The sequence below is a fragment of the Pseudomonas juntendi genome (assembly GCF_009932375.1).
Lineage (GTDB): Bacteria > Pseudomonadota > Gammaproteobacteria > Pseudomonadales > Pseudomonadaceae > Aquipseudomonas > Aquipseudomonas juntendi.
In genome coordinates, this window is the sequence record NZ_BLJG01000017.1 from 23,001 (window position 1) to 47,629 (window position 24,629).

Sequence of the window (24,629 nt, forward strand, 5' to 3'; positions counted from 1 at the left end):
ACCATGTTCAACGTAAGGCAGCTGATTGCCGCAACCCTGCTCCTGTCCTGTGCCTGTGTGGCCCAGGCCGAGCGCCTGAAGGACATCGCCAGTATTTCTGGCGTGCGCTCCAACCAGTTGATTGGCTATGGCCTGGTGGTTGGCCTGAACGGTACGGGTGACCAGACCACCCAGACCCCGTTTACCCTGCAAACCTTCAACAACATGCTGTCGCAGTTCGGCATCAAGGTACCACCAGGCTCCGGTAACGTGCAGTTGAAAAACGTCGCTGCCGTGTCGGTGCATGCCGACTTGCCGCCGTTCGCCAAGCCGGGCCAGGTGGTCGACATTACCGTGTCCTCGATCGGTAACTCGAAGAGCCTACGCGGCGGCAGCCTGCTGATGACCCCGCTCAAGGGGATTGACGGTAACGTCTACGCCATCGCCCAGGGCAACCTGGTGGTCGGCGGCTTCGACGCCGAGGGCCGTGACGGCTCGAAGATCACCGTCAACGTTCCGTCGGCGGGTAGGATTCCAGGTGGTGCCAGCGTGGAGCGGGCCGTGCCAAGCGGCTTCAACCAAGGCAATACCCTGACCTTGAACCTGAACCGCCCCGATTTCACCACTGCCAAACGTATCGTCGACAAAGTCAACGACCTGCTGGGCCCGGGTGTGGCCCAGGCGGTGGACGGTGGCTCGGTGCGGGTCAGTGCGCCGATGGACCCAAGCCAGCGCGTGGACTACCTGTCGGTCCTGGAAAACCTGGAAATCGATCCCGGCCAGGCGGTGGCCAAAGTCATCATCAATTCGCGTACCGGTACCATCGTCATTGGCCAGAACGTGAAGGTTTCGCCAGCGGCGGTGACCCACGGCAGCCTGACCGTGACCATTACCGAAGACCCGATCGTCAGCCAGCCGGGCCCGCTCTCCAACGGCCAGACTGCCGTGGTGCCACGCTCGCGGGTCAATGCGGAGCAGGAGGCCAAGCCGATGTTCAAGTTCGGCCCAGGCACCACGCTGGATGAAATCGTCCGTGCCGTGAACCAGGTGGGCGCGGCACCTGGCGACCTCATGGCCATCCTCGAAGCCCTGAAACAGGCCGGCGCCTTGCAAGCCGACCTGATCGTGATCTGAGGACGGCACCGATGAACAGCAAAAGCCTGGTTTCTGGCAGCGGCGACAGCGGTGCTTACACCGACCTCAATCGCCTCAGTGCGCTCAAGCATGGTGACCGCGACAGCGATGCCAACGTACGCAAGGTGGCCCAGGAGTTCGAGTCGCTATTCATCAGCGAAATGCTCAAGGCCTCGCGCAAGGCCAGCGACGTGCTGGCCGACGACAACCCGATGAACACCGAAACGGTCAAGCAGTACCGCGACATGTATGACCAGCAATTGGCCGTGAGCATGTCCCGCGAGGGGGGCGGTATCGGCCTGCAGGACGTGCTGGTGCGCCAGTTGTCGAAAAAGAAGAGTGCATCGGTCAATACCAGCCCGTTCCCGCACGTTGAAGGCCGCGCCCCGGCGCTATGGGGCAACAAGGTGGCTGAGCCCGTACAAGCCACCCTGGCGAGCGCTAACCGCAACGATGTAGCGGCGCTCAATTCGCGGCGCCTGGCCTTGCCGAGCAAACTCACCGACCGCCTATTGGCTGGTATCGTGCCGTCGGCGGCCAGCCCGAACAACGCCGCCGTACCTGCCCGTGACGGCCAGCAACCGGCCAAGGTCTTTGCCGTGCCGGACAACGGCCTGCGTATTGTCGGTCGCGCGGTGGCCCAGCCGCCGCTGGCGCCGAAAAAGGCGTTCGCCGACAGTGATGAATTTGTCGCCACCATGCTGCCGATGGCCGAGCAAGCCGCCAAGCGCATTGGTATCGACCCTCGCTATCTGGTAGCCCAGGCCGCCCTGGAAACCGGTTGGGGCAAGTCGGTGATGCGCAACAGCGACGGCAGTAGCAGCCACAACCTGTTTGGCATCAAGGCAACTGGCAACTGGGAGGGCGGCGAGGCGAGAGCGATTACCAGCGAGTTCCGCGATGGCCAGTTCGTCAAGGAGACGGCAGCGTTCCGTTCGTACGATTCCTATCAGGACAGCTTCCATGACCTGGTAAACCTGTTGCAGAACAATTCGCGCTATCAAGATGCGGTGAAAGCCGCCGATAAACCTGAACAGTTCGTGCAAGAGTTGCAAAAGGCCGGGTACGCCACCGACCCGAATTACGCCAGCAAGATCTCGCAGATAGCAAAACAGATGAAGTCGTACGAGCACTACGCACTGCTCGGTACCGCAACGAAAATTTAAAGGTAGGAAACCATGGCGAGTCTGATCAACATTGGTATGTCGGGGCTGGGTGCCGCGCAGTCGGGGATGTATACCCTCGGTAACAACATTGCCAATGCCGACGTCGAGAGCTACTCGCGCCAGCAGAACGTACAGAAGAGCAAGGGCGGCCAGCAGGTCGGCCAGGTCTTTATTGGCAGTGGCACTACTTTGGCCGATGTGCGTCGAGTGTATAACGCGTTCCTCGAGAACCAGCTGCGTACTACAACGTCGCTCAGTAGTGAGGCGAGCACGTACCTTAACCAGATCACCCCGCTGGATACTGCCCTGTCGAGTAGCGATACCGGTATCACCGCAGCGTTGCAAAGTTTCTTCACTGCCATGCAGGACTCTGCGGCCAAGCCCACCGAGGACGCCTCGCGGCAGTTGCTGTTAACCAGCGCGCAGTCCTTGGCCAAGCGCTTCAACACGCTGTCGGCGCAGCTCAACCAGCAAAACAGCAACATCAACGCCAATATGGCGTCGCTCACCGATCAGGTTAACAACCTGACCAAGACCATCGCTGATCTGAATGAGCAGATATCTCGCGTCAGCGCAATCTCCGGCCAACCCAATGACCTGCTCGACCAGCGTGATGGTGCGGTACGTGAGCTGAACAAATTGATTGGCGCCGATGTGGTCGAGCGCGACGGTAACTACGATATTTACCTGAAGAATGGCCAGGCGCTGGTGCTGGGCAAGACCACGCAGACCTTGGGGGTGGCGCCAAGCGCGACGGACCCGACCCGTATGAGTCTGATCCTCAATCGCGGCTCGACCAAGATGGATATCACCAGCACCACCAGCGGTGGCGAACTTGGCGGTTTGATCCGCTATCGCTCGGAAACGCTCGACCCTGCGCTCAACGAGCTGGGGCGTGTTGCCTTGGTAGTGGCGGATGCCATCAATAGCCAGTTGGCCCAGGGCATCGACAAAAATGGTGATTTCGGGGCGACCTTGTTTGGTGATATCAACAGCGCTGCGGCTATCAGCCAGCGCAGTATCGCCAAGCAGAACAACAGCCCAGGCTCAGGCAACCTCGATGTGACCATCAAGGATACCGGTAAGCTGACCACCAGCGATTATCAGGTGACCTTCACCAGCGACAAGCAGTACACGGTCCGCAAGTTGCCCGATGGCACCGACATGGGTAGCTACAGCCTCGATGATGACCCGGCCCCGGTGATCGACGGTTTCACCCTTGCCCTCAATGGCGGAGGCCTGAGCGCGGGTGACAGTTTCAAGATCACACCCACCCGCAACGCCGCAGCCAATATCGAGACGGTTCTGACCGACCCCAAACGCTTGGCGCTTGCCGCGCCGCTGAGCGCCACCAGCGGTTCTGGCAATAAGGGGACTGGCGTCATAACCCAGCCGACCCTGACATCCGAGCTGGACATCTCCGATGCAGCCCAGCGTTCGTTGTTGCAGACCGGCCTGAAGTATTCCACCCCGGTCAAGCTCGTTTTCGGTGACAACAGTACCTCCCCTCAGGCCTACAAAATGTATGACGCCAAGGGCACCGAGATTGGCAGCGGCACCATCGTGCCGGGCCAAGACAACAAGCTGCAGCTATCGGTACCAATGGTCGATGGGAACGGCAACTCGCTGGGTAGCAGCTTCACTTTCGAGATGAACGTTTCCGGCGCCCCGCAAAATGGCGACAGTTACACCGTGGCGTTGACCGGCGCAGGTTCTGCGGACAACCGCAACAGCCAGTCGGTGATCGATTTGCAGACCAAGCCTACGGTCGAGGTGGGGGCCAATGGCAAGGGTATCAGCTTCACTGATGCCTACGCCAAGCTGGCATCCGGCGTTGGTGGCAAGGCCGGGCAGGCGCAGATGGACGGCGATGCTACCAGCGCGCTCCACACTTCTGCGCAGGACAGCCGCGACGGTGTGTCGGGTGTGTCGATCGATGAAGAGACCGGTAACCTGATCAAGTTCCAGCAGTACTACACCGCGTCGTCGCAGATCATCAAGGCGGCCCAGGAAACCTTCGCCACCCTGATCAACAGCCTTTAAGGAGCCTTAGATCGTGAGCGTACGCATCTCGACTTCCCAGTTCTACAACACCAATAGTGCCAACTATCAGAGCAACTTCGCCAAGACGGTGAAGACTCAGCAGGAGGCCAGCGATGGCATTCGCGTGCGCTCGGCCAAGGATGATCCGGTGGGCGCGGCGCGGTTGTTGCAGTTGGAGCAGCAGCAGAACATGTTGAAGCAGTACGGCAGCAACATTACCAACGTGCGCAATGCGCTGGGCACGGCCGAGAGCACCCTGAATTCGATCGGGAACATTTTGCAGCGGGTCAACGAGTTGGCGGTGAGCTCGGGTAACGGCGCCTTTACCGATGCCGATCGCAAGGCCAACGCTGATGAACTGGCTTCGCTGGAGGATCAACTGTTCAACCTTATGAACAGCAGGGACGAGAGCGGCAAATACATTTTCTCCGGCTCCCGGGGCGATACGCCACCGTATGTGCGTAATGCAGACGGTACCTACAGTTACCAGGGTGATCAGGGCAAGCTCAATCTTCAGGTTGGTGACATGCTTAGCCTGGCGGCCAACGAAACCGGTTACGATGCTTTCGAACAAGCACTGAATACCAGCCGCAGCGAGACTACGCTGACCGCCCCAGCCACTGATGATGGCCGCATCAGCCTGTCCAATGGCCAGGTTTCCGGGAACTCCGCCTTCAATGATCAGTTCCGCAGCGGCGAACCTTACACCATCGAATTCACCAGCAGCACCGAATACAAGATCACCGATGCCAATGGCAATGACGTGACGCTGGAAGCCAGTCAGGGCGGCAAATTCGATCCTGATAGCGACAACGCCACCATCAGTTTCCGAGGTGTCGATCTACGCCTGGACGTCAACTTCAAAGAGGGTGACAAAGGCAACGAGGATGCGGTCATTGCAGGACATTCGTTCAGTTTGAGCTCCAAGGCCGATGAAGTGTCCGGTACACGGAGCCCTGGCAATAGCTCCTCGGCACAGGTCACTGGCGCTACCATCACGGATCAAGATGTTTACAAAGCGGCGTTTCCTGCCGGCGGCGCAGTGTTGAAGTTTACCGGTGCCAACGCTTTTGAGTTGTACGCGTCACCTGTGACTGAAGACAGCCGCCCGGTTGCCTCCGGAACACTGGGTGGGCCCAATGGCACCACCGCGAGCGCCCTGGGGGTCAGCTTCGAGCTGTCTGCCGCGCCTGGCGCCGGAGACTCGTTCGGGGTCAAGGTTGATACCCATCAAACCCAGAATGTGCTCGATACCATCAGCAAACTGCGCGCTGCACTGAGTACCCCGCAGGACGGCGACGCGACAGCTCGGCAGAACTTCCTGGCGTCGTTGGATTCGGCCGTTGGCAACGTCAGCAGCGCGATCAACCAAGTGTCTTCGTCGGTCAGTTCTATTGGCGGGCGCGGCCAGGCGCTGGATGTCCAGGCTGAAACCAACGAAGCATTGGGTACCGAAAACGCCAAGACTCAAAGCTCGATCCGTGAGAGCGACCCAGCCGAGGTCATGTTGCGCCTGCAGATGCAGACCAACATGTTACAGGCCTCTTTGCAGGCCTATGCCAAGGTGGCCGGGCTTTCGCTGGTCAATTACATCTGATAACGCGGCCTGCGTTATCAAGCATGCGTCGTCACCCTCAGGTGCGGCGCATTTTTTTTAAAGGTCATCAACGTGAACCAACAGCCCCTTGTCAGTATCGTCATTCCTGCGTTTAACCCACGTTATTTCAACGAGGCGCTGAAGAGTGCGCTGGACCAGACTTACCCGAATCTTGAAATACTGATCGGGGACGATAGCGAAGGTTCTGCAATCGAAGCTATGGTCGAGGTCGCCAGTGGACGACTGCCTGGGCGTGTGCACTATCGGCGCAACCCGAGGCGTTTGGGTTTGGCAGCCAACGTGCTGGCCTTGCTCGAAGCTGCTCAGGGCGAACTGGTCAAAGTGCTGTGTGACGACGACCGCTTGCTGGCGCGCTGCGTGGAGCAGCAGGCTGCCGCTTTCCAGCATGCCGAAGTCAAAGTGTCGCTCGCTCAGCGGGTGTTCTGCGATGCGGGTGACTTCGTCTTGCCTCAGCGCCTGCAGAACGTGGCGTTCGCCAACACCGACAGCATGTTCAAGGGGTCCGATGTGCTGGCGATCCTGGCGGGCAGCCCGGTCAACTTCCTTGGCAATTTTTCGTCGGCGCTGTTCTATAGACGCGAAGCCGCGGAGATCCTCAAGGTTCTTATCAATCAGGAACAACAGTTCGAGGCACTGCTTGATCTGGTGCTGTTCGTTTGTCTGATGCGTCACGGTGAAGTCGCCGTCATGCGCAGCGCTGCTATTATCGAGCGCCTGCACCCGGAGCGACTCAGCCTGGATGACTCGGTCAAGGCATCCACGCAGCAGGAGTGGGGGTGGCTCACGCAGATGCTCAAGGCCCGCGGTGGAGATGCACCAGTTGCTTCCGGCTGGGTGCGCTTTGTTGAAATGGCGCGAGTGTCTGAAGTGCCTCGGCAGTGGCAGGAACTGTGCCTGTTGCGCACCTTGTCGACTTGGCAGTGTCGCCTCAATGGCAGGGTTGGTAGCAACAGCGACAGTTATGAAGCTTTTTACCGCCAGTGGCTGCAGGACCGGCAGTTAAGTAGTGCGCAACTGCGGATGACCTCAGATGTGGTTGCCGCGTGGCCCGTGCGGCCGCGTATCGCGGTGATCGTGCGCGACCTCGATGGCGATTCGAAGGGGCTTGAGGTGACGTTGGCGAGTATTGCAGCTCAGCACTATGGCGCCACCACTACCATAGTGGTCAGCGAGCTGGATTTGGCGGCACAAGCTGGTCGCGTAAGCCTAGCGCCGGCTACGGACTGGACGCGCCAACTGAATGAAATCATAGGCGGGCTGGATGCTGCCGATTGGATCTACCTGCTGCAGTCGGGAGACAAGCTTGCGCCGACCGCTCTGCTGGTCATGGCCGAGCGCGCGGCGCTGCAATCTTCCGTGGGCTGCCTGTACAGTGATGAGGGCGGCCTCAAGGAAGACGGGCCGTGTGAACCGGTGTTCAAGCCGGATTTCAATCTCGATCTGTATCGTTCCTATCCGTATCTAGGGCGTACCCTGGCGTTACGGCGTGAATGGGTGTTGGCCCTTGGCGGGCTCGATGGTCGATATCGTGCGCTGGCCACCCATGATCTGGTCTGGCGCCTGGTCGAGAATGTTGGTCCCCAGGCGGTAGAACATATTCCAGAAATTCAGGTCCAGTCTGGCGCTGATTACGCGCAGTGGTTGTCTTCGCGCGATGTGGCGGAAGAAAGCGAGCTGGTTGTTGCCGCGCATTTGAGCCGACTGGGCGTTGCCCACCAGATCCGTCATGATGAGATGGCACTGCTCAATCGTATCGATTACCTGCATGAGCAACAGCCACTCGTGTCCGTGCTGGTGTGCGTCGATGAGCGGCAGGCAGGTTTGCAGGCGACTCTCGAAAGCGTATTGCAGCATACCGCCTATGAGCGCTACGAGATCATCGTCGTGCACGATGATCGGGTAACGCCGGCAACATCGGACTGGTTGCGGCGGATGCAAGGGTTTTCCTCAATGTTGCGAATCCTGCCAGTGGCGGGGGAATGCTCGGTCGCGCATATGCTCAACCATGCGGTTCAAGCCAGTCTGGGCGACTATCTGGTTACGCTGGGGTGCAGCTATTGTGTGCTGAACGACACTTGGCTTGATGAGTTGCTCAACCATGCCGGCCGCCCGGAAGTCGCCGCGGTGGGCGGCAAGCTGTTCGACAGCCAGGGCAACATTGCCAGCGCGGGCATGGTGCTGGGGGTGGGTCGGGGTGCGCAGGCGGCATTCGGTGGCGAGTCGGGTCAGGCGCGTGGCTACTTGCAGCGATTGCAGGTAGTACAGAACTGGTCGGCTCTGAGCCAGGATTGCATGATGCTTCGGCGAGAGGTAATCGACAGTCTGCAGGGTTTCGACGAGAAGAATCATTCGCAGGGGCTGGGGGATGTAGACCTGTGCCTGCGCGCTGCTGCCCAGGGTTACCTGATGGTCTGGACCCCTTACGCGCAATTGCAGCAAGCTGCCGTCAGCCTAATGGCGCAAGCGAATGATGATGGTCGGCGCAGCGTGCGCGAAGATGAGCAGTACCGCTTCTGTGAACGTTGGCTGTCGGCACTGGTGCGCGACCCTGCGTATAACGTCAACCTCAGCCTGTTGTCTGCGGACTTCAGCCTTACACCCACCTTGCGGGGCTCATGGAACCCGCTGATTTCACGGGTGGTTCCGAGCGTGTTAGGGTTGCCGATCAACGACTCGGCGATTGGTCATTATCGCGTTACCGAACCTTTGTTGCAGCTTGAGCAGGCTGGGCTGATTACGGGCTTTTCCAGCTACGAATCGATGAGTACGGCGCAGTTGGCGCGAATGGCCCCCGATGTTGTCGTGGTGCAGTTACGTCACAATCGTGAGTCGGTTCAGGAAATCGAACGGATTGCGCGTTTCAGCAATGCCCGGCGGGTATTCGAAATCGACGATTATGTGATCAGTACCCCGGTCAAGAATACCCACGGCAGGAACAAGCCAGCGGATATCGAGCAGCACTTGCGAGAAGCCATCGGGCTGTGTGATCGGCTGGTGGTCACGACCGAGGCCCTGGGTAATGCGCTCAGCGGCATGCACCGAGACATCCGGGTGGTACCGAACATGCTTGCACCGCACCTGTGGTCGAACCTGCCCAGGAGCCGCCGCGGGGTATCTTCCAAACCTCGTGTGGGTTGGGGGGGCGGGACCAGCCACAGTGGTGACCTGGAGATCATCGCCGAGGTAGTACGTGAACTTGCCGACGAAGTGGAGTGGGTATTCTTCGGTATGTGTCCGCAGGCATTGCGCCCCTTCATTCATGAATACCACCCGGGCGTATCGCTCCAGGCGTATCCGGCCAAGCTTGCCAGCCTCAACCTCGACTTGGCCCTGGCGCCGCTGGAATTCCATATCTTCAACGACTGCAAGAGCAACCTACGCCTGCTCGAATACGGCGCTTGTGGCTACCCGACCGTATGTTCGGATACCGCTGCATACCGCGGTAACCTGCCATGCAGCCGCGTTTACAGCAACAGCACTCAGGAGTGGCTCGAAGTAATCCGAACCCACCTCAATGACCCGGCTGCCAGCTATCGAATGGGTGACGCGCTGCGAGAGCAGGTCATGCGTGATTTCATTCTGCAGGGCGAGAACCTGCGGCACTGGCAGCGGGGTTGGCTTGCGGACTGACTAACGTGGTGTTACGCAATCGGGCTGCTTATGCAGCCCGATTGCGTTATGTCAGCTGTAAGGCAACCGCACAGTTGACTTGGCTCAATCATGGGCGTGGCACTTGCCGCCGTGTGGCATTGTCGGCTGCTCGTTGGCAGATATCTTGCTTTGTCCCCCGCAACGCCAAGCCAAGGTGGTGATTTTTTGACTGCGGCGCATCGGCATTGCAGGAACTAGGAGAAATCTTGAACGACTCTCGACGTATCAAGGGTAGGAACGTCGTCATCGATTACGACGCCACCCGCGCATTTTTCGAATCACGCGGGCAGCGTGAGTATTCCAATGTGCTCAGTGCGACCATGTACCAGGATCATGACGCCAAGCTGGTCGAACAACGCGATCTGGCCGAAAAAGCCGCGGTCGTGGGCATCCTGGACCTAGGCAATACCCATCGGGTGCTCGACGTGGGTTGCGGTGTCGGTCGCTGGGCCTGGTTGCTTGCGCAGCGGTGTGAAGGCTTGCAGTACCTTGGTCTGGACTTCTCCGCGAGTCTGATCGAAAAAGCCCGAGCCGAAAGCGCCATCCGGCAATTAGAAAATGTGCACTTCCAAGTCATGTCGGCAACCGATATCCAGCCGCAGGCAATGCTGTTGCAAGGGGCTTTCGACCTGGCGCTGATCTCTGGCCTGCTGATTTACCTCAACGACAACGATTGCGTGAAGGTCCTGCGCGACACCGCACAACTGTGCAAGCCGGGGGGCGCGCTGTACCTGCGTGAACCTGTGGGCGTGGCCGAGCGCTTCACGCTTGACCGCTTCTACTCCGAAGAGCTGTCTGACGAGTATTCGGCGATCTACCGCACGGTGGACGAATTGCATGCCTTGATGGCAACGGCTTTCGCAGGTATCGGAATGACGGTCGAGCGCGAACAGTTACTTTTCCCGCAAGATCTGGAAAAGCGGACCGAGACGCGCCAGTACTTTTTCGTATTGCGACGTGACGAGGGGGCGGTATGAACACGGCTTATTGTTTTGACCTCGATGGCACGCTCACGCGCCAGGAGCTATTGCCGCTGATCGCGTCCTCGGTCGGCCTGGAGGACGAAATCAGTGCGCTGACGCAAGCCACCATCGAAGGCCTGTTACCGTTCGACAAGTCGTTCAAGCTGCGCGTCAGGCTGCTACGCGATGCACGACTGGACTGGATTCACGAGGCCTTGGAGCGTGATGTTGAATTTGACGAGGCCATCCTGGAGTTCATTGCCGCCCATCCTGATCAATCCTTCGTGGTTACGGGCAACCTCGATCTTTGGGTGCGGCCCGTGCTGGACAAGCTCGGCATCCGCAGTTTCACCTCGCTGGCTCGGCTGGATGAACAAGGGCAGTTGGATGGCGTGGAGCGCATCCTGCACAAGGGTGACGCCGTAAACAGCCTACGCTCTCGCTTCGAGCGCATCGTCGCCGTGGGCGAGGGGATGAACGATGTCGCCATGTTCGAGGCAGCCGACTGGCGTATCGCATTTGGCGGCGTGCATGCGCCAAACAAGGAGCTGGTGAAACTGAGTGATTTCGTTACTTACAATGGGAAGGCACTATGTCGCTTGTTAAGCACGTTGTAATCAGCGCTGCCGGCATCGGCTCGCGCCTGGGTCTCAACAAGCCGAAGTGCCTTGTCGAGGTAGCGGGTCGTTCGCTGCTGGATTGGCATCTTTCACGCTTGCAGTGGGCCGAAACGGTCTGGCTGGTAGTCGGCTTTCATGAAGAGGACGTGATCGAGCACGCCATTGCGCTGCGCCCTGACCTGATCGTGGTACGCAATCCAGATTACGCACGCACCAATACCTTGCAAAGCATCTATCGGGTTTCTCGCCACCTGCGGGAGCGTATGCTGGTGCTCGATGCAGACACGGTTATGGAGCCTGAAAGCTTCAAAGCTTTCCTGCAAGCTTCTCAACATCACGAGCAACTGATTGGGGTTTCTCCCTATACCACCAGTGACGGCGTGCGTGTACTGATGGATGAAAAAAACGCGAATGTTTCAGGGTTCACCCGCGAAACTCAGCACTCGATGGAATGGACAGGCATTGCCGTGATCAAGCCGGAAGTCATCTTCGACAGGCCCATGTACGTCTACGAAGCGCTGGAACCCTGGTTACCATTGCCTGCATTCGAACTCAAAGCGTTCGACATCGATACGGTCGAGGATCTGGATATGGCGCGTAAAGTCTTTGCGGCGGAATGGGGCAACCATGATTGAGCAATCCTTCAACCGCTCCGCTCCTGGCACAGACGAGCAGACTTGCGCCACCCCGACTGTGACGGATCTGCTGCAATGCCTTGAGTCACAGGTATTGCCAGCTTTGCCAGTTGCCGGGCATCTGTTGCAGATCGGCTGCGCGGACCCAGAGCTGACGTTGCTGCTGGCACAGCATGCCGCACAGGTGGTGGTATGCGAATGGCGAGATGAAGTGCTCGCAAAGGCGCGTGCCCTTGTCAGCCAGGCCGGTATCGAGCATGTGCGGTTTCATCAGGCGGTCGCCCTGGCATTTACATCGGCAGAGCGCTTCGATGTGATCTGCCTGATGGGCGTGCTGGCTACGATCGATGATGACAATGACGTGGCTCGCCTGGTGTTGCATGCGCTGTCCATGCTCAAACCCGACGGCCGGATCATCCTGCAGCATGATCCGGCGGACGTGAAGGCTGTGGGCGATGCTGCCGAGCGCTCTGCGCCCCGCTGTGTTGCGCTCGTACGGTCGCTTGGGTTGCGAGAGGTGTTCTGCCATCACTTGCAGGGGGCTGTGCTGTATGGGTTCGCGCCGATCCTTGGGAAGCTGCAGGCACTGCCCATTGCAGGCCTGAGGGTGGCGTGCTACGGCAGCATGCCTTTCCACTTCCGCTCGTTGCGACCACTGGCAGCCTGCTTTGAAACCAGTTTACTGAGCCTTTCTATCGATGATGTCATGGCTTGGAAGCCTCAAGTCATCGTCGTTGCCGATGGTTGGTCGGTGGAATTCTGGCGTGATTACTGCGATGCGCACGGGGTGTTGTTGGTTGGCATGCGCCATGGCTCGGTTACCCGCTACGGTTTTGCCGAACCGCAGTATCGCTGTGCCGACTACATGTGTGGCAGCGTCTGGGATATCGAAGACACGCTGCTGTCCAATGTTCGCCCCCGTCATGGTTTCCTGCTGACGGGCAACGCCTGGGTCGACCAGGTCTTCCGCCTGGCCCCAAGGACGCATGCCCAAGGTGAGCCCACCATCCTTTTCGCACCGACTTATAACCCGGAGATCAGCGCTGCGGTCTACTTTGGCGACCGCGTGGTGTCTTTGATCCGTTCGGTGTACCCGCGTGCGAAGATCATTATCAAGCCTCACCCCGCTATTGTTCAGCACGAGCACAGCTTTGTCGTCGACAAGGCGCTGTTCCGCAACCTCATGGGTACCTGGCGCGAACAGGCCGCAGCCGACCCCTTAGTGAGCCTGGTAGATGATCCCGAGGCCAGTATCGCTGACAGCTTTGCCGAGGCCGACATTCTTGTCGCCGACAGGTCGTCCCTGCTGTTCGAATTCATGGTGTTGGACCGCCCGATCCTGTTGTATTCCAGCGAAAAGCGCGTGGGCCGTTGGCAATACAACCCTGACGCGCCAGGCAACGCCTGGCGTGATATCGGCATGGAGTTCGCAGACGATACAGCGTTTCTCGAGTTGCTCAGCGATGCCCATCATTGCCATGCAGAGAATTGCCGCGCCGCTCAGCGCGAGCGGGTCCGGCATTTGTACGGCGACTTCCAGGACGGCCGCTCGGTAGAGCGGGTTGCGGCTGCCATTGCCACGGTCCCGCGGTTGCATGTGATTGTGGACGGTCGGCTCGGCCTACGTCCCGAGGTGGTAGAAGCGCTGGATGACCGCTTGGCGTTCAAACGCATCTCCGTGCTCCAGGGGGACGACAAGGGGGCTGCTGCAACTGCATGGTTGGCGCAGCGCTGGGCGGATGCCCAGCAGGATCTGGGCTTCATGCTCGTGGACGGGGAGGCCGCTTACATTCCTGGTAGCGCCCATCAGGTCAGTGATGGCCTTGCGGCATTGGCCAGTGGTGAATGCGAGGCGCTGGTGTTGAGCGAACCGCAGGCTTTGCCGGCGCCGATGGCCAGTGCAGACAAGCAACAATGGATCAAGCAGCGCTTGCAAGCGGCGTTGGCACAGCGCCAAGGTCGTCAGGCATGGCAGTTGCTGCCGGCGCATGTCATGCACAGAGCGCTTGGGCAATTGCCCGAGTGCGTGGATGACGAGGTGTTCTCGGTCCTCTGGCAGACATTGGGGGCACATGGTGTCCACCGTGCGTGGCAAAGTGAACAGCTCAATGTGGTGCTGGGGCCTTCGCTTATTCGCGTGGTGGGTGCGCGGCAAGCGCAGTATTTGGCAGGCCCGCAGGCTTCGCTGCGGCTTCAGCCTGCCGTGCTCGGGCACGCACGTCAGCCAACCGGCGTGGAGGTGCTCCTGTGTTGTGCGGCCGGGCAACAGTACGATGTCTTCCCTTTTACCACCGAGCTTTGGATCAACGGCCACCTGCAGTGTGAACTGCATTTCAGCGATACGCGTGCCCAGCGCGTGCTCTTGCCATACCGGCCAGACGAGCAGGGTACCACCACGGTTGAGCTGCGCAGCGCTGGTGCATTCCCGGGCATGCCCGGGCTTGCTGGCCCTTTGTCATTGTATCTGGCATTCGTCGATCCGCAGCCTGTCACAGGCCCATCGCAAGCCCATATCCATCAGATTTTCTATTCCGAAGAAACTCGAGCGATGCTCGAGCCTGGGTTTACTCCCTTCGACAATACCGGGCAGCGTCCCGATTGGGCCGAATACTGGCCGATGCGTACACTGCTGCTCGATAAGCAGCTGGACGAGAACGCGTTCTACGGCGTGTTGTCGCCAAGGTTCAAGCAGAAAACCGGCCTCAATGCCCAGCAGGTGCTTGAGTTTTGTAGCTCGGCACCTGCAGAAGCCGATGTGCTGCTGTTTCCGATGTTCTTCGATGAAAGTGCCCTGTACGAGAATGTCTTCATTCAGGGGCTCATCTATCACCCGAATATCTGGCCAGCATTTGTCGAGATGGCCCGTAGGCTTGCACCAGGCGTCGATATCGAAACTCTGGTAATGGATGCCCGGCACTCCCAGTTCTGCAACTATTTCATTGCTAAGCCGCGCTTCTGGCGCCACTGGCTAAGCCAGGCCGAAAGCATTTTCCAGGCCGCCGAGCAGGCACGCGACGCCCGGTCGCCGTCGCCCTACGGCGCTGCCTTGAATGCGCCAACCTATCATCGCGGCACTGCTGGCTACGAGAGCAAGGTCTTCGTAATGGAGCGCTTGTTGCCGTTGATTCTGGCCACGCAGGGCCAGTGGAAGGTACACGCCTATGATCATTTGAAATTGCCGGTGATGCGCCACCCAATCAATGCCGACTTCATTGAGCTCAACGAGCTGAAAGTGCGGATGCGCAGCGCTGACAGCCCAGAGCTGCGTGCGGCCTATGTACAAATGCGCGACCAGATCCTGCGGCAGAAGGCTCTTGAGAAGAACCCGGAGGGTGCAGGCCTGGTAAGGCCAGTTGCAGAGACGATTCGCATCGCCATGGCGCAATACCCGCGTCTGCCAGTGCCGACCGATGTCAGCACATGGCTAGCCGAGCGTGTTCCCAGTTCCGCCCAACAACGCCTGATAAAGGCGCGCCTTGAGGATAAAGTCGCCCCCCTTATCGGTGTAGTGGTGATCGATCGTGCCGGAGATGCTGATGCACTGGCGGCAACGTTGGAGAGCTTCACGCCCGATCGTCATCTTTATGCTGATGTGAAGATCGTCGTGTTACGCCCGGGTGAGCCCCAGGAGCCGACTGCGGCCGAGGGAAAACTGCGCTTCATGCAGCTTGAGGATGATCAATTGCCTGTCATCCAGCGGGCAGTAGCCGAGGCCGGCTGCAACTGGTTCATGCTGGTTGAGGCCGGTACCACCTTTACTGCCAGTGGCTTGTTGATCGCTGCCCTCGATCTGCTCGACACACAAGGGCTTCGCGCTGTATATGGCGATGAGGTGGTGCAAGGGGACGGCGACGAGCTTGGTCTCGCGCTGCGCCCGGACCTGAATTTGGACATGCTCTTGAGCCTGCCGGCGGTGTTTGCGAGCCACTGGCTGTACAACAGCGACGCATGGCTGGCAGCCGGTGGTTTCCGCAGCGATGCAGGCCAGGCTTATGAGCTGGATTACATCCTGCGACTGATCGAAGACAAAGGTTTGGAGGGCTTGGGGCATATCAGCGAGCCTCTGCTGGTGCGTCGGCCACCTTTGCTGCAGAACTGTGCGGATACCCAGCGGGCTGTCGGCCGGCATCTGCAGGCGCGGGGTTATACGCAAGCGCGGGTTGACTCGCGGGTGCCTGGCCAACTGGATGTGCATTACGGCGCCGAGCAAGCGCTGGTCAGTATTCTACTGTCCACCCAGGGTGGTTTTGCCCGGGCGCGACGCTGCATGGAAAGCATACTCGAAAAAACGCTTTACCCGGCCTTCGAAGTGCTGTTACTGGATCACGGTAACGACGAGCCAAGTTTGCAGACCTGGCTGGCGGGTGTCGAAGGCCTTGGAACGCAGACCGTTCGGGTGCTGCGGCTGCCCCATGGGCTGTCGTTGGCCCAGGCGCGCAACCAGGCTGCATTGAGCGCGCGTGGCGAATATTTGCTCTGGCTGGATGCCGGGGTCGCGGTGCTGGAAGACGATTGGCTGCGTCGGTTGGTCAACCACGCGTTCCGCCAAGAAGTGGGGGCTGTGGGGGCCAAGCTGGTCGGTGCAGACTTCACCGTTCGCCAAGGCGGGCTGATTCTTGGTCTCAACGGCCCGGTGGGCCAGATTTTCATGGGTCAGCCGTTGCATGCCGGTGGCTATATGCAGCGGTTGCAGGTGGACCAGAACGCCGCTGCGGTCAGTGGTAAATGCCTGATGATCCGCAAAAGCAGATTCCTCGACGAAGGGGGGTTCGATGCGCGCGCCGAGTTGGCTCCTTGGGCCGATGTCGACCTGTGCCTGCGCCTCCAGGCCTCGGGATACCTCAATGTGTGGGCGCCCAGCGTTGCTTTGCTCATCAGCGATGCAGATGAGCCGGTAGCCACTGCAGAGCAGGAGGAGGCCATGTACGACCGCTGGCTGCCAGTGCTGGCCCGCGACCCGGGGTACAACACCAATTTCTCCCTGAGTGCTGGCGAGGACTTTTCCATCGCCCCGGCCAACCTGAACTGGAACCCGCTGTCGTCCTGGTCGCCCATTCCGACCGTCCTGGCCGAAGTGCACCATGATCAGCACGCTGCTCAGCCTCGCTGCGCGGAGTCTCTGGCGGTGCTAGGCCGTGCTGGGCTGATCCGGAGCGTCCCAGTGGACACGCCGTTGTCACTCGTAGAACTGGAACGCTTGGCGCCGGACAGTATCGTGCTTCAGGCCCCGGTCAATCAGGAGCAGGCAGACCGCATGCGTCGCCTCCGGCTGTTGTCGAGAGCATTCAAGGTCATCGACCTGGATGACTGTCTGCGTCCAAGCGAGACCAACTGGCAGTGCGCACTGTCTCACGCCGACCGCCTGGTTGTTTCCAGCGAAGCTCTGGCGCAGGCATTTGGGTCGCTGCATGAGCGTATCGTCATGCTGCCTAACCGGCTCGACCCATTGGCCTGGGGAGGGGTGGCCAGCCATCGCGGTGCCGCTGAAAAGCCAAGGGTCGGCTGGTCTGTTGTTGGCAGCACTGTCGAAGACCTGCAATTGATAGCCCCAATGGTTCAGGCATTGGCGGGTGATGTGCACTGGATCTTCATCGGTGCATGCCCGCAAGCACTCCGCCCCTACGTGCATGAATACCATGCCGTCTCGCCGGGGGCGGACTACCCTGCGCAGTTGGCCGGGTTGAGCCTGGATCTTGCGTTGTTGCCGCTGCTGGATAACCGTGTCAACGCCTGTAAGAGCAATTTGCTGCTGCTGCAGTATGGCGCTTGTGGCATCCCAGTCGTCTGCAGCGATGTGCTGCTCGACAGCGCTGGGCTGCCCGTGACGCGGGTGAAGAACAGTGAAGCGGCCTGGCGTGAGGCTGTCGGCGCGTACCTGGCCGACCCTGTAGCCTCTGCGCAAGTGGGGGATTTGCTGCGAGCCACTGTTCAGCGCGACTGGATGCTGGACGGCGAGAGCCTGCAGCGCTGGCGTGAGGCCTGGTTGCCCGGTTGATCCACTGGCTTTAGCGCGCTGGAAAATGAGTAGGCCCGCCCTGCAAGGGGGTGGGCCTGACCAGCCGCTGGGCGGTGTCGCGTTGACTCATTTATTCCAACGGTGACTTGGCAGTCGAAACGTGCATCTCTAATCTATTGAGCCAGCGAGAAGCTGCAACAGCGTCCAGTGCTTGTCCCTGGGCGGTAGCTTCTATGCCGCACATTTTTGCCATTTCCATCGGGAAGCCACAATGATTGGCATTAAAAGCATCGCCAGTTACGTACCTGTCGAAGGTGTCGACAACTACGCTCAGGGCGCGAAATTCGGCAAAGACCAGGATTTCATCTTCGGTAAGATTGGTTCGACCTTCTTGCCGCGCAAGGCCGACGGCCAGGAAACTTCAGACCTGTGCGTCGAGGCTGCAAAAAATTTGTTCGCCATCAACCCAGCCCTTGACCCAGCTTCGATCGATGCCGTGATCGTGGTGACCCAGAACGGTGACGCTGAGGGCTTGCCGCACACCGCTGCAATCGTCCAGCACAAGCTTGGCTTGCCGACACATGTCGCGGCCTTCGATATCTCTCTCGGATGCTCGGGTTACGTCTATGGCATCTATGCACTGAAAGGCTTCATGGAGGCTGCAGGTCTGAAGAACGGCTTGCTCATTACTGCCGATCCGTACTCCAAAATCGTCGATCCCGAGGATCGCAATACCACCATGCTGTTCGGCGATGCCGCCACGGCAACCTGGATGGGCGAAGATGCCTACTGGCAACTGGGCAAAGCGCTGTTCGGCAGTGATGGCGCGGGTGCCGAGCACCTGCGTACCACTGATGGCAAGTTTTTCATGAACGGCCGACAAGTCTACAACTTTGCACTGATCAAGGTGCCTGCCCACCTGCACCAATTGCTCGAGGCCAGTCACCTGCAGGCCGGCGATATCGATCTGTATTGCTTGCATCAGGGTAGTGCGGCGATTGTCGACGCCGTTTCGCACCGGTTCAACGAGGGTGCGCAGCGCGAATGTTTCGTCAAGGACATGGTCGAGACGGGCAATACGGTATCGTCGAGTATCCCACTTCTACTTGAAAAGCATGTGATCGGCTCACAGCACAAACGTGTGGCGTTGAGCGGTTTTGGTGTGGGGTTGTCCTGGGGCTCGGCCATTCTTGAACGTCGTGGCTGAGCCTATGTGCTTAAGGAAACGCCGCCGCATTCCGGCGGCGTTTTTGTGTGCGCCAGGCGAGACGGGGTGCGTCCAGTGCGACTCAGTTGCCCTCGGCGTGGCCTGGATTCAGGCCTGCCTGGCGGCGCTTGAATAATGGCGCCAAATCATTGATTTCAATGGGCTGGCAGGATGCCAGCAATTTTTTTTGAAAAACCGCTAAAGAAACGCGCTCTGACGAAGATAACTATTACGAAGGTTCTCTGTGCCACACCCGGCGAATTGCCAAGGCCGGAAGCCGTAGTACCCAATCCAACGAGGAATTCGTCATGGCTTTGACTGTTAACACCAACACCACCTCTCTGGGCATTCAGAAAAACCTGAATCGTGCTTCCGACGCGCTGAGCACCTCGATGACCCGTCTGTCCTCCGGTCTGAAAATCAACAGTGCCAAAGACGACGCCGCCGGCCTGCAGATCGCTACCCGCATGACCTCGCAGATCCGTGGCCAGACCATGGCGATCAAAAATGCCAACGACGGTATCTCCATCGCCCAGACCGCTGAAGGCGCGATGCAAGAGCAGACCAACATCCTGCAGCGTATGCGTGAACTGGCCGTTCAGTCTCGAAACGACTCGAACAGCGAGGAAGACCGTAATGCGCTGAACAAAGAGTTCGCGGCCATGTCCGACGAACTGACCCGTATCGCCAACAGCACCCAGCTCAACGGCAAAAACCTGCTGGACGGTACCGCTGGCACCATGACCTTCCAGGTAGGCTCCAACACGGGTACTTCGAACCAGATCACCATCACTCTGGCTTCGGGCTTCGATGCTGCCACCCTGAGCGTAGGTTCGGGTACCATCGCCATCAGCGGTACTTCGGCTAACATCGAAGATAACTTCAGCGCTGCGGTGACCGCCATTGACGCCGCCCTGCAGAGCATCAACAGCTCGCGTGCCGACCTGGGTGCCGCTCAGAACCGTCTGACCAGCACCATCAACAACCTGCAGAACATCAACGAAAACGCCGAAGCTGCTCGTGGCCGTGTACAGGATACCGACTTCGCCGCAGAAACCGCCCAGTTGACCAAGCAGCAAACTCTGCAGCAGGCCTCCACTTCGGTTCTGGCCCAGGCCAACCAGCTGCCATCGGCAGTACTGAAACTGCTGGGTTAATCTTTCCAGTAGTGTTCGGCGGAGCGGCGCGATTCACGTGCTTCTCCGCTTTTTCATTACGAGGTGCTGGCAATGGATATGAGCGTCAAGTTGAATCTGTCGTACCCGGCCGTTCGCCCGGTGGAGCAGGTTGCAGATCGGTCGGCGTTCCGGTCCGTCGAAGCGACTCTGAAGGGCGACGATATCGAACCTGACGGAATCAAGCCTGCGACTGATGTCGAAAAGGTCAAAAGCGCAGTTTCTGAAATTGAAAAATTCATGACGTCGACCCGACGTAATCTGGAGTTCTCCATGGATGAGGAATCCGGCAAAATCGTGGTCAAGGTCATTGCAAGTGAAACAGGTGAAGTCATTCGTCAATTGCCTTCCGAGGAGGCCTTGCGAATTGCCAGCAGCCTGAGTGATGTCAATAGTCTTCTGTTCGATGCCAAGGTCTGACTGGCCACTGGCGTCGAAGTGGTGAGGGTCGGATCCGCAGGAGTGGCTCTGACGTAAAGTAGAGGGAAAAGAGCATGGCAACGATTACGCCTAGTACGGGCCTGGGTTCTGGTCTGAACATCACCGAGATCGTAACCGCCCTTGTGCAGGCAGACACGGCCGCCAAGCAGGCGCAGATTACTCGGCAGACGAGCAACAACACTGCTTACATCTCTGGGGTTGGCGCGTTGCGTAGTGCCCTCACTGCCTTCACCACGGCCATGAGCAAGCTCAATGACAAGACCGCGCCGTCCTTTAACGCTTACGCGGCTACCTCAGCCAGTGAAACCGTGGTCAAGGCTACCGCCAGCAACACAGCCGTAGCCGGTACTTATAACGTAGAGGTGAAGAACCTCGCCACCAGTTCAAAGGTGGCAAGCCAGTCGTTTAGCGGAGGAGCGAGCACCGCCATTCCCGCTGGTGAATTGAGCATCAGCCAGAACGGCAAGACCTACAAGCTTACAGTAGGTGATGGTGCGACACTGCAGACGGTGCGTGACCAGATCAACAAAGAGTTGGGGGGCGACGGCCTGTCGGCGAACATTGTCTCTGGCAAGGATGGTGCGCGTCTGGTACTTGGCTCGACAACAACCGGGGCGGGGAGTGATATTTCTGTCAGCGGTATTGCTGAGTTGGAAATTGATGGCACCCAATCGATGGCGGACAATGGCGCGGGTTACATCGACTCGGTCGCCAAAGACGCGTTGATCAAGATCGATGGCCTGGAGGTTTCCAGTGCATCGAATACAGTCAAGGATGCCGTCAGTGGCCTTACGCTCGAGCTGACCGGCAAAAGTGCTGAGAACGTGACCACTCGCGTGACGGTTGCCGGCAACAATGACGGCCTGAAGACCTCTGTTCAAAGCTTCGTTGACGCTTATAACACCCTGCAGAAAGCCATCACTTCGCTCACCAGCACCAGTCAAGATGAGGACGGCAATACCATTCTGGGGTCTTTGACCAATGACCCGACCACTCGCTCCCTGCTGGCGGACATCCGGGGTGTGCTGTCGGAGGTTGGTAGCGGCGACCGTTTGACCACGCTGGGGCAGTTGGGTATCAACACTCAAAAAGACGGTACCCTGGAGTTCAACAGCACCAAGTTTACTGCTGCTCTGAACGATAAGAAGCTTGGCCCTGAGATCCAGGAGTTGTTCACCGGTACCGATGGTGTCTTCGAGCGGATGAAGAAAGCTATAGATCCCTATAATGCCACGGATGGTAGCCTAGCCAGTCGTAAATCCAGCCTGGACAAGATAGCCAAAAACCTCAGCGACCAACAAGCCGCCTTGGACCGTCGCACAGAGTCCTTGACTGAATCGCTGACCAAGAAATACGTCGCCCTCGACACCGCCCTGGGCAAGATGAAAGCCCAGGCCGACCAGATCACCTCGATCTTCGAGGCGATCAACGCCCAGGCCAAGAAGTCCTGACCGCCTGAGTCTGCCAAAAGCCCGGCGGCGTCCTGTGGATGCCCGGGCTTTTCGCTTTTCCGCTAAAGTTTTTTGACGGCCCGGCGATACACAGGATACAAGCAATCTTTTTCGCTGCAACGAGGTAGATCCATGAACCCGATGTTGGCCCTTCGGCAATACCAGAAAGTCAATGGCGTGGCGCAGACTTCCGTCGCCAGCCCACATCGATTGGTACAAATGCTGATGCAAGGTGGGCTCGATCGCCTAGCGCAAGCCAAGGGCGCCATAGCGCGCAAGGATGTAGCCCAAAAAGGCATCCTCATTGGCAAGGCTATCGACATCATCGGCGGCCTGCGTGAAGGGCTGGATCTTGAAAACCATGCTGACACCCTGGCTGACCTGGATAACCTCTACACCTACATGAGCCGTCGCTTGATCGAGGCGAACGTGAAAAGTGATCCGGCGATCATCGATGAAGTGGCGCGCCTGCTGATTACCGTCAAGGAAGGCTGGGACGCGATCGGCGACGAGTCGACAGCTTCCTGAATCAGGAGAAAGACATGAGCGAGGTGATCGAACGTATCGAGCACACCCGAGACGCCTTGCTGGCGGCGTTGGCGGATCGGGACTGGAGTGCGGTCGGCGAACTGGACCTCGAGTGCCGGTTGTGTGTTGATGATGTGCTTGCCGAGGCTCGTGAAAACGAGGCTCAGATACGGGGGAGCCTGGAGCAGCTAATGGCCGTTTACCGGCAGCTAATCGAGGTTGCAAGTGGCGAACGTCAATCCTTGGTTGAAGAAATGACGAAAATCCGTCAGGCGAAAAACGCCGCGAAGGTATACCATCTCTTCTCGTAACCACGGACGTTGCAAACAAACCGAGCGCCATTAATTTGACTGGCACAGGTTTTTTGACTTAACTAGTGGCTGTTTTCGAATTCCAGACGTCCGAACACTGACCATTCAGTCGGAATGATGTCGAGCATGCCCCTTGCAGGGTGCCGATATGACTAGGGAAGTTGCTATTGCATGTGGCGTGAAACCAAGATCCTGCTGATCGATGACGACAGCGCGCGCCGCCGCGACCTCGCGGTGGTGCTGAACTTTCTCGGCGAAGAAAACCTCGCGTGCGCCAGCCACGACTGGCAGCAGGCGGTGGAGCCTTTGGCCTCGAGCCGTGAAGTGCTGTGCGTGCTTATCGGCGCTGTAAACGCCCCTGGCAATGTGCTTGGGTTGCTTAAGACAGTGGCTGCATGGGATGAGTTCCTTCCAGTTTTGCTTTTAGGTGAAATTTCTTCCGCAGAGTTCCCGGAAGACCTTCGCCGCCGCGTGCTTTCCAACCTGGAAATGCCGCCCAGCTACAGCCAGTTGCTGGATTCGCTGCACCGTGCCCAGGTCTACCGCGAAATGTATGACCAGGCGCGTGAGCGCGGCCGCCAGCGTGAGCCCAACCTGTTCCGCAGCCTGGTGGGCACCAGCCGGGCCATCCAGCATGTGCGGCAAATGATGCAGCAGGTGGCCGATACCGACGCCAGTGTGCTGATCCTGGGTGAGTCAGGCACCGGCAAAGAGGTGGTCGCGCGCAACCTGCACTATCACTCCAAGCGCCGCGAAGCGCCGTTCGTGCCGGTCAACTGCGGCGCGATCCCTGCCGAGTTGCTGGAAAGCGAGCTGTTCGGCCACGAGAAGGGCGCCTTCACCGGGGCGATCACCAGCCGTGCCGGGCGTTTCGAGCTGGCCAACGGCGGCACCCTGTTTCTCGACGAAATCGGCGACATGCCGTTGCCGATGCAGGTCAAGCTGCTGCGCGTGCTGCAGGAGCGCACCTTCGAGCGCGTGGGCAGCAACAAGACCCAGAGCATCGATGTGCGCATCATCGCCGCTACGCACAAGAACCTCGAGAACATGATCGAGGACGGCACCTTCCGCGAAGATCTGTACTACCGGCTGAACGTGTTCCCCATCGAGATGGCGCCGCTGCGCGAGCGGGTGGAAGACATTCCGCTGCTGATGAACGAGCTGATCTCGCGCATGGAGCACGAGAAACGCGGTTCCATCCGTTTCAATTCCGCTTCGATCATGTCGTTGTGCCGCCATGGCTGGCCGGGCAACGTGCGTGAGCTGGCCAACCTCGTTGAGCGCATGGCCATCATGCACCCTTACGGGGTGATCGGGGTTTCCGAGCTGCCGAAGAAATTCCGCTATGTCGATGATGAAGACGAGCAGATGGTCGACAGCCTGCGCACCGACCTGGAAGAGCGTGTGGCGATCAATGGCCATACGCCTAACTTCAGCAACCCGGCGATGCTGCCCCCTGAAGGCCTGGACCTCAAGGATTACCTGGGGAGCCTGGAACAGGGGTTGATCCAGCAGGCGCTGGACGATGCCAACGGGATTGTGGCGCGCGCTGCGGAACGGTTGCGTATTCGCCGGACCACCTTGGTCGAGAAAATGCGCAAGTACGGCATGAGCCGCCAGGGCGGCGAGGAGCAGGCAGAGGATTGATGGGGGGTCGGGGTGTTCACCTCGACCTTTCTAGTGCCTGTCAGATCGAGCGCCGCCCGCGCGGCGCATCGCGAGCTGGCGCTCGCTCGTTTGTTTCGGGCCAGT

The 24,629-nt window shown here is 59.1% G+C and carries 16 protein-coding genes; all 16 read left to right on the forward strand.

The genetic code is table 11. The features are described 5' to 3' along the window. The first annotated feature begins 3 nt into the window (after window positions 1–3). The 16 genes from GYA94_RS02525 to fleQ all read left to right on the forward strand — a co-directional run bounded on the left by GYA94_RS02525 (window position 4) and on the right by fleQ (window position 24,524). The gene (locus tag GYA94_RS02525) at window positions 4–1,113 is read left to right on the forward strand and encodes a flagellar basal body P-ring protein FlgI (RefSeq protein ID WP_009684238.1); all 1,110 of its coding nucleotides are present in this window, start codon (window positions 4–6) and stop codon (window positions 1,111–1,113) included. An 11-nt stretch (window positions 1,114–1,124) separates the two neighbouring features. Beyond that, on the forward strand, window positions 1,125–2,279 hold the full coding sequence (gene flgJ, locus GYA94_RS02530; RefSeq protein ID WP_161891730.1) for a flagellar assembly peptidoglycan hydrolase FlgJ: 1,155 nt from the start codon (window positions 1,125–1,127) through the stop codon (window positions 2,277–2,279). Between the two features lie 12 nt (window positions 2,280–2,291). Continuing rightward, window positions 2,292–4,322: a flagellar hook-associated protein FlgK gene (flgK, locus tag GYA94_RS02535; protein WP_054913395.1), complete on the forward strand. Its 2,031-nt coding sequence runs from the start codon at window positions 2,292–2,294 to the stop codon at window positions 4,320–4,322. A 13-nt stretch (window positions 4,323–4,335) separates the two neighbouring features. After that, the gene (locus tag GYA94_RS02540) at window positions 4,336–5,919 is read left to right on the forward strand and encodes a flagellar hook-associated protein 3 (protein WP_110680020.1); all 1,584 of its coding nucleotides are present in this window, start codon (window positions 4,336–4,338) and stop codon (window positions 5,917–5,919) included. A 72-nt stretch (window positions 5,920–5,991) separates the two neighbouring features. Beyond that, window positions 5,992–9,570, forward strand: a complete 3,579-nt coding sequence (locus tag GYA94_RS02545) for a glycosyltransferase (protein WP_161891731.1) — start codon at window positions 5,992–5,994, stop codon at window positions 9,568–9,570. A 227-nt stretch (window positions 9,571–9,797) separates the two neighbouring features. Continuing rightward, on the forward strand, window positions 9,798–10,568 hold the full coding sequence (locus tag GYA94_RS02550) for a class I SAM-dependent methyltransferase (RefSeq protein ID WP_054911396.1): 771 nt from the start codon (window positions 9,798–9,800) through the stop codon (window positions 10,566–10,568). After that, window positions 10,565–11,170, forward strand: a complete 606-nt coding sequence (locus tag GYA94_RS02555) for an HAD-IB family phosphatase (protein WP_054911395.1) — start codon at window positions 10,565–10,567, stop codon at window positions 11,168–11,170. The genes GYA94_RS02550 and GYA94_RS02555 overlap by 4 nt, the downstream gene beginning before the upstream one ends. After that, window positions 11,146–11,808, forward strand: a complete 663-nt coding sequence (locus tag GYA94_RS02560; protein WP_161891732.1) for an NTP transferase domain-containing protein — start codon at window positions 11,146–11,148, stop codon at window positions 11,806–11,808. The genes GYA94_RS02555 and GYA94_RS02560 overlap by 25 nt, the downstream gene beginning before the upstream one ends. Further along, a complete protein-coding gene (locus tag GYA94_RS02565; RefSeq protein WP_161891733.1) occupies window positions 11,801–17,803 on the forward strand; it encodes a CDP-glycerol glycerophosphotransferase family protein in 6,003 nt (2,000 codons plus the stop codon). The genes GYA94_RS02560 and GYA94_RS02565 overlap by 8 nt, the downstream gene beginning before the upstream one ends. 232 nt (window positions 17,804–18,035) lie before the next feature. After that, window positions 18,036–18,971: a ketoacyl-ACP synthase III gene (locus tag GYA94_RS02570; protein ID WP_110679962.1), complete on the forward strand. Its 936-nt coding sequence runs from the start codon at window positions 18,036–18,038 to the stop codon at window positions 18,969–18,971. 308 nt (window positions 18,972–19,279) lie between these two features. Further along, a complete protein-coding gene (locus GYA94_RS02575) occupies window positions 19,280–20,128 on the forward strand; it encodes a flagellin domain-containing protein (protein ID WP_110679961.1) in 849 nt (282 codons plus the stop codon). Window positions 20,129–20,200: 72 nt separating this feature from the next. Further along, window positions 20,201–20,566: a flagellar protein FlaG gene (locus tag GYA94_RS02580; protein ID WP_054911391.1), complete on the forward strand. Its 366-nt coding sequence runs from the start codon at window positions 20,201–20,203 to the stop codon at window positions 20,564–20,566. 74 nt (window positions 20,567–20,640) lie between these two features. Further along, on the forward strand, window positions 20,641–22,038 hold the full coding sequence (gene fliD, locus GYA94_RS02585) for a flagellar filament capping protein FliD (protein ID WP_161891734.1): 1,398 nt from the start codon (window positions 20,641–20,643) through the stop codon (window positions 22,036–22,038). 132 nt (window positions 22,039–22,170) lie between these two features. Continuing rightward, window positions 22,171–22,566, forward strand: coding sequence for a flagellar export chaperone FliS (gene fliS, locus GYA94_RS02590; RefSeq protein WP_054911389.1), 396 nt, complete (start codon window positions 22,171–22,173; stop codon window positions 22,564–22,566). 14 nt (window positions 22,567–22,580) lie between these two features. Then, complete coding sequence (fliT, locus tag GYA94_RS02595) at window positions 22,581–22,877, forward strand: flagellar protein FliT (RefSeq protein WP_110679959.1); 297 nt, start codon at window positions 22,581–22,583, stop codon at window positions 22,875–22,877. A 171-nt stretch (window positions 22,878–23,048) separates the two neighbouring features. Then, window positions 23,049–24,524, forward strand: a complete 1,476-nt coding sequence (gene fleQ, locus GYA94_RS02600) for a transcriptional regulator FleQ (RefSeq protein ID WP_054911387.1) — start codon at window positions 23,049–23,051, stop codon at window positions 24,522–24,524. Window positions 24,525–24,629 lie beyond the last annotated feature (105 nt).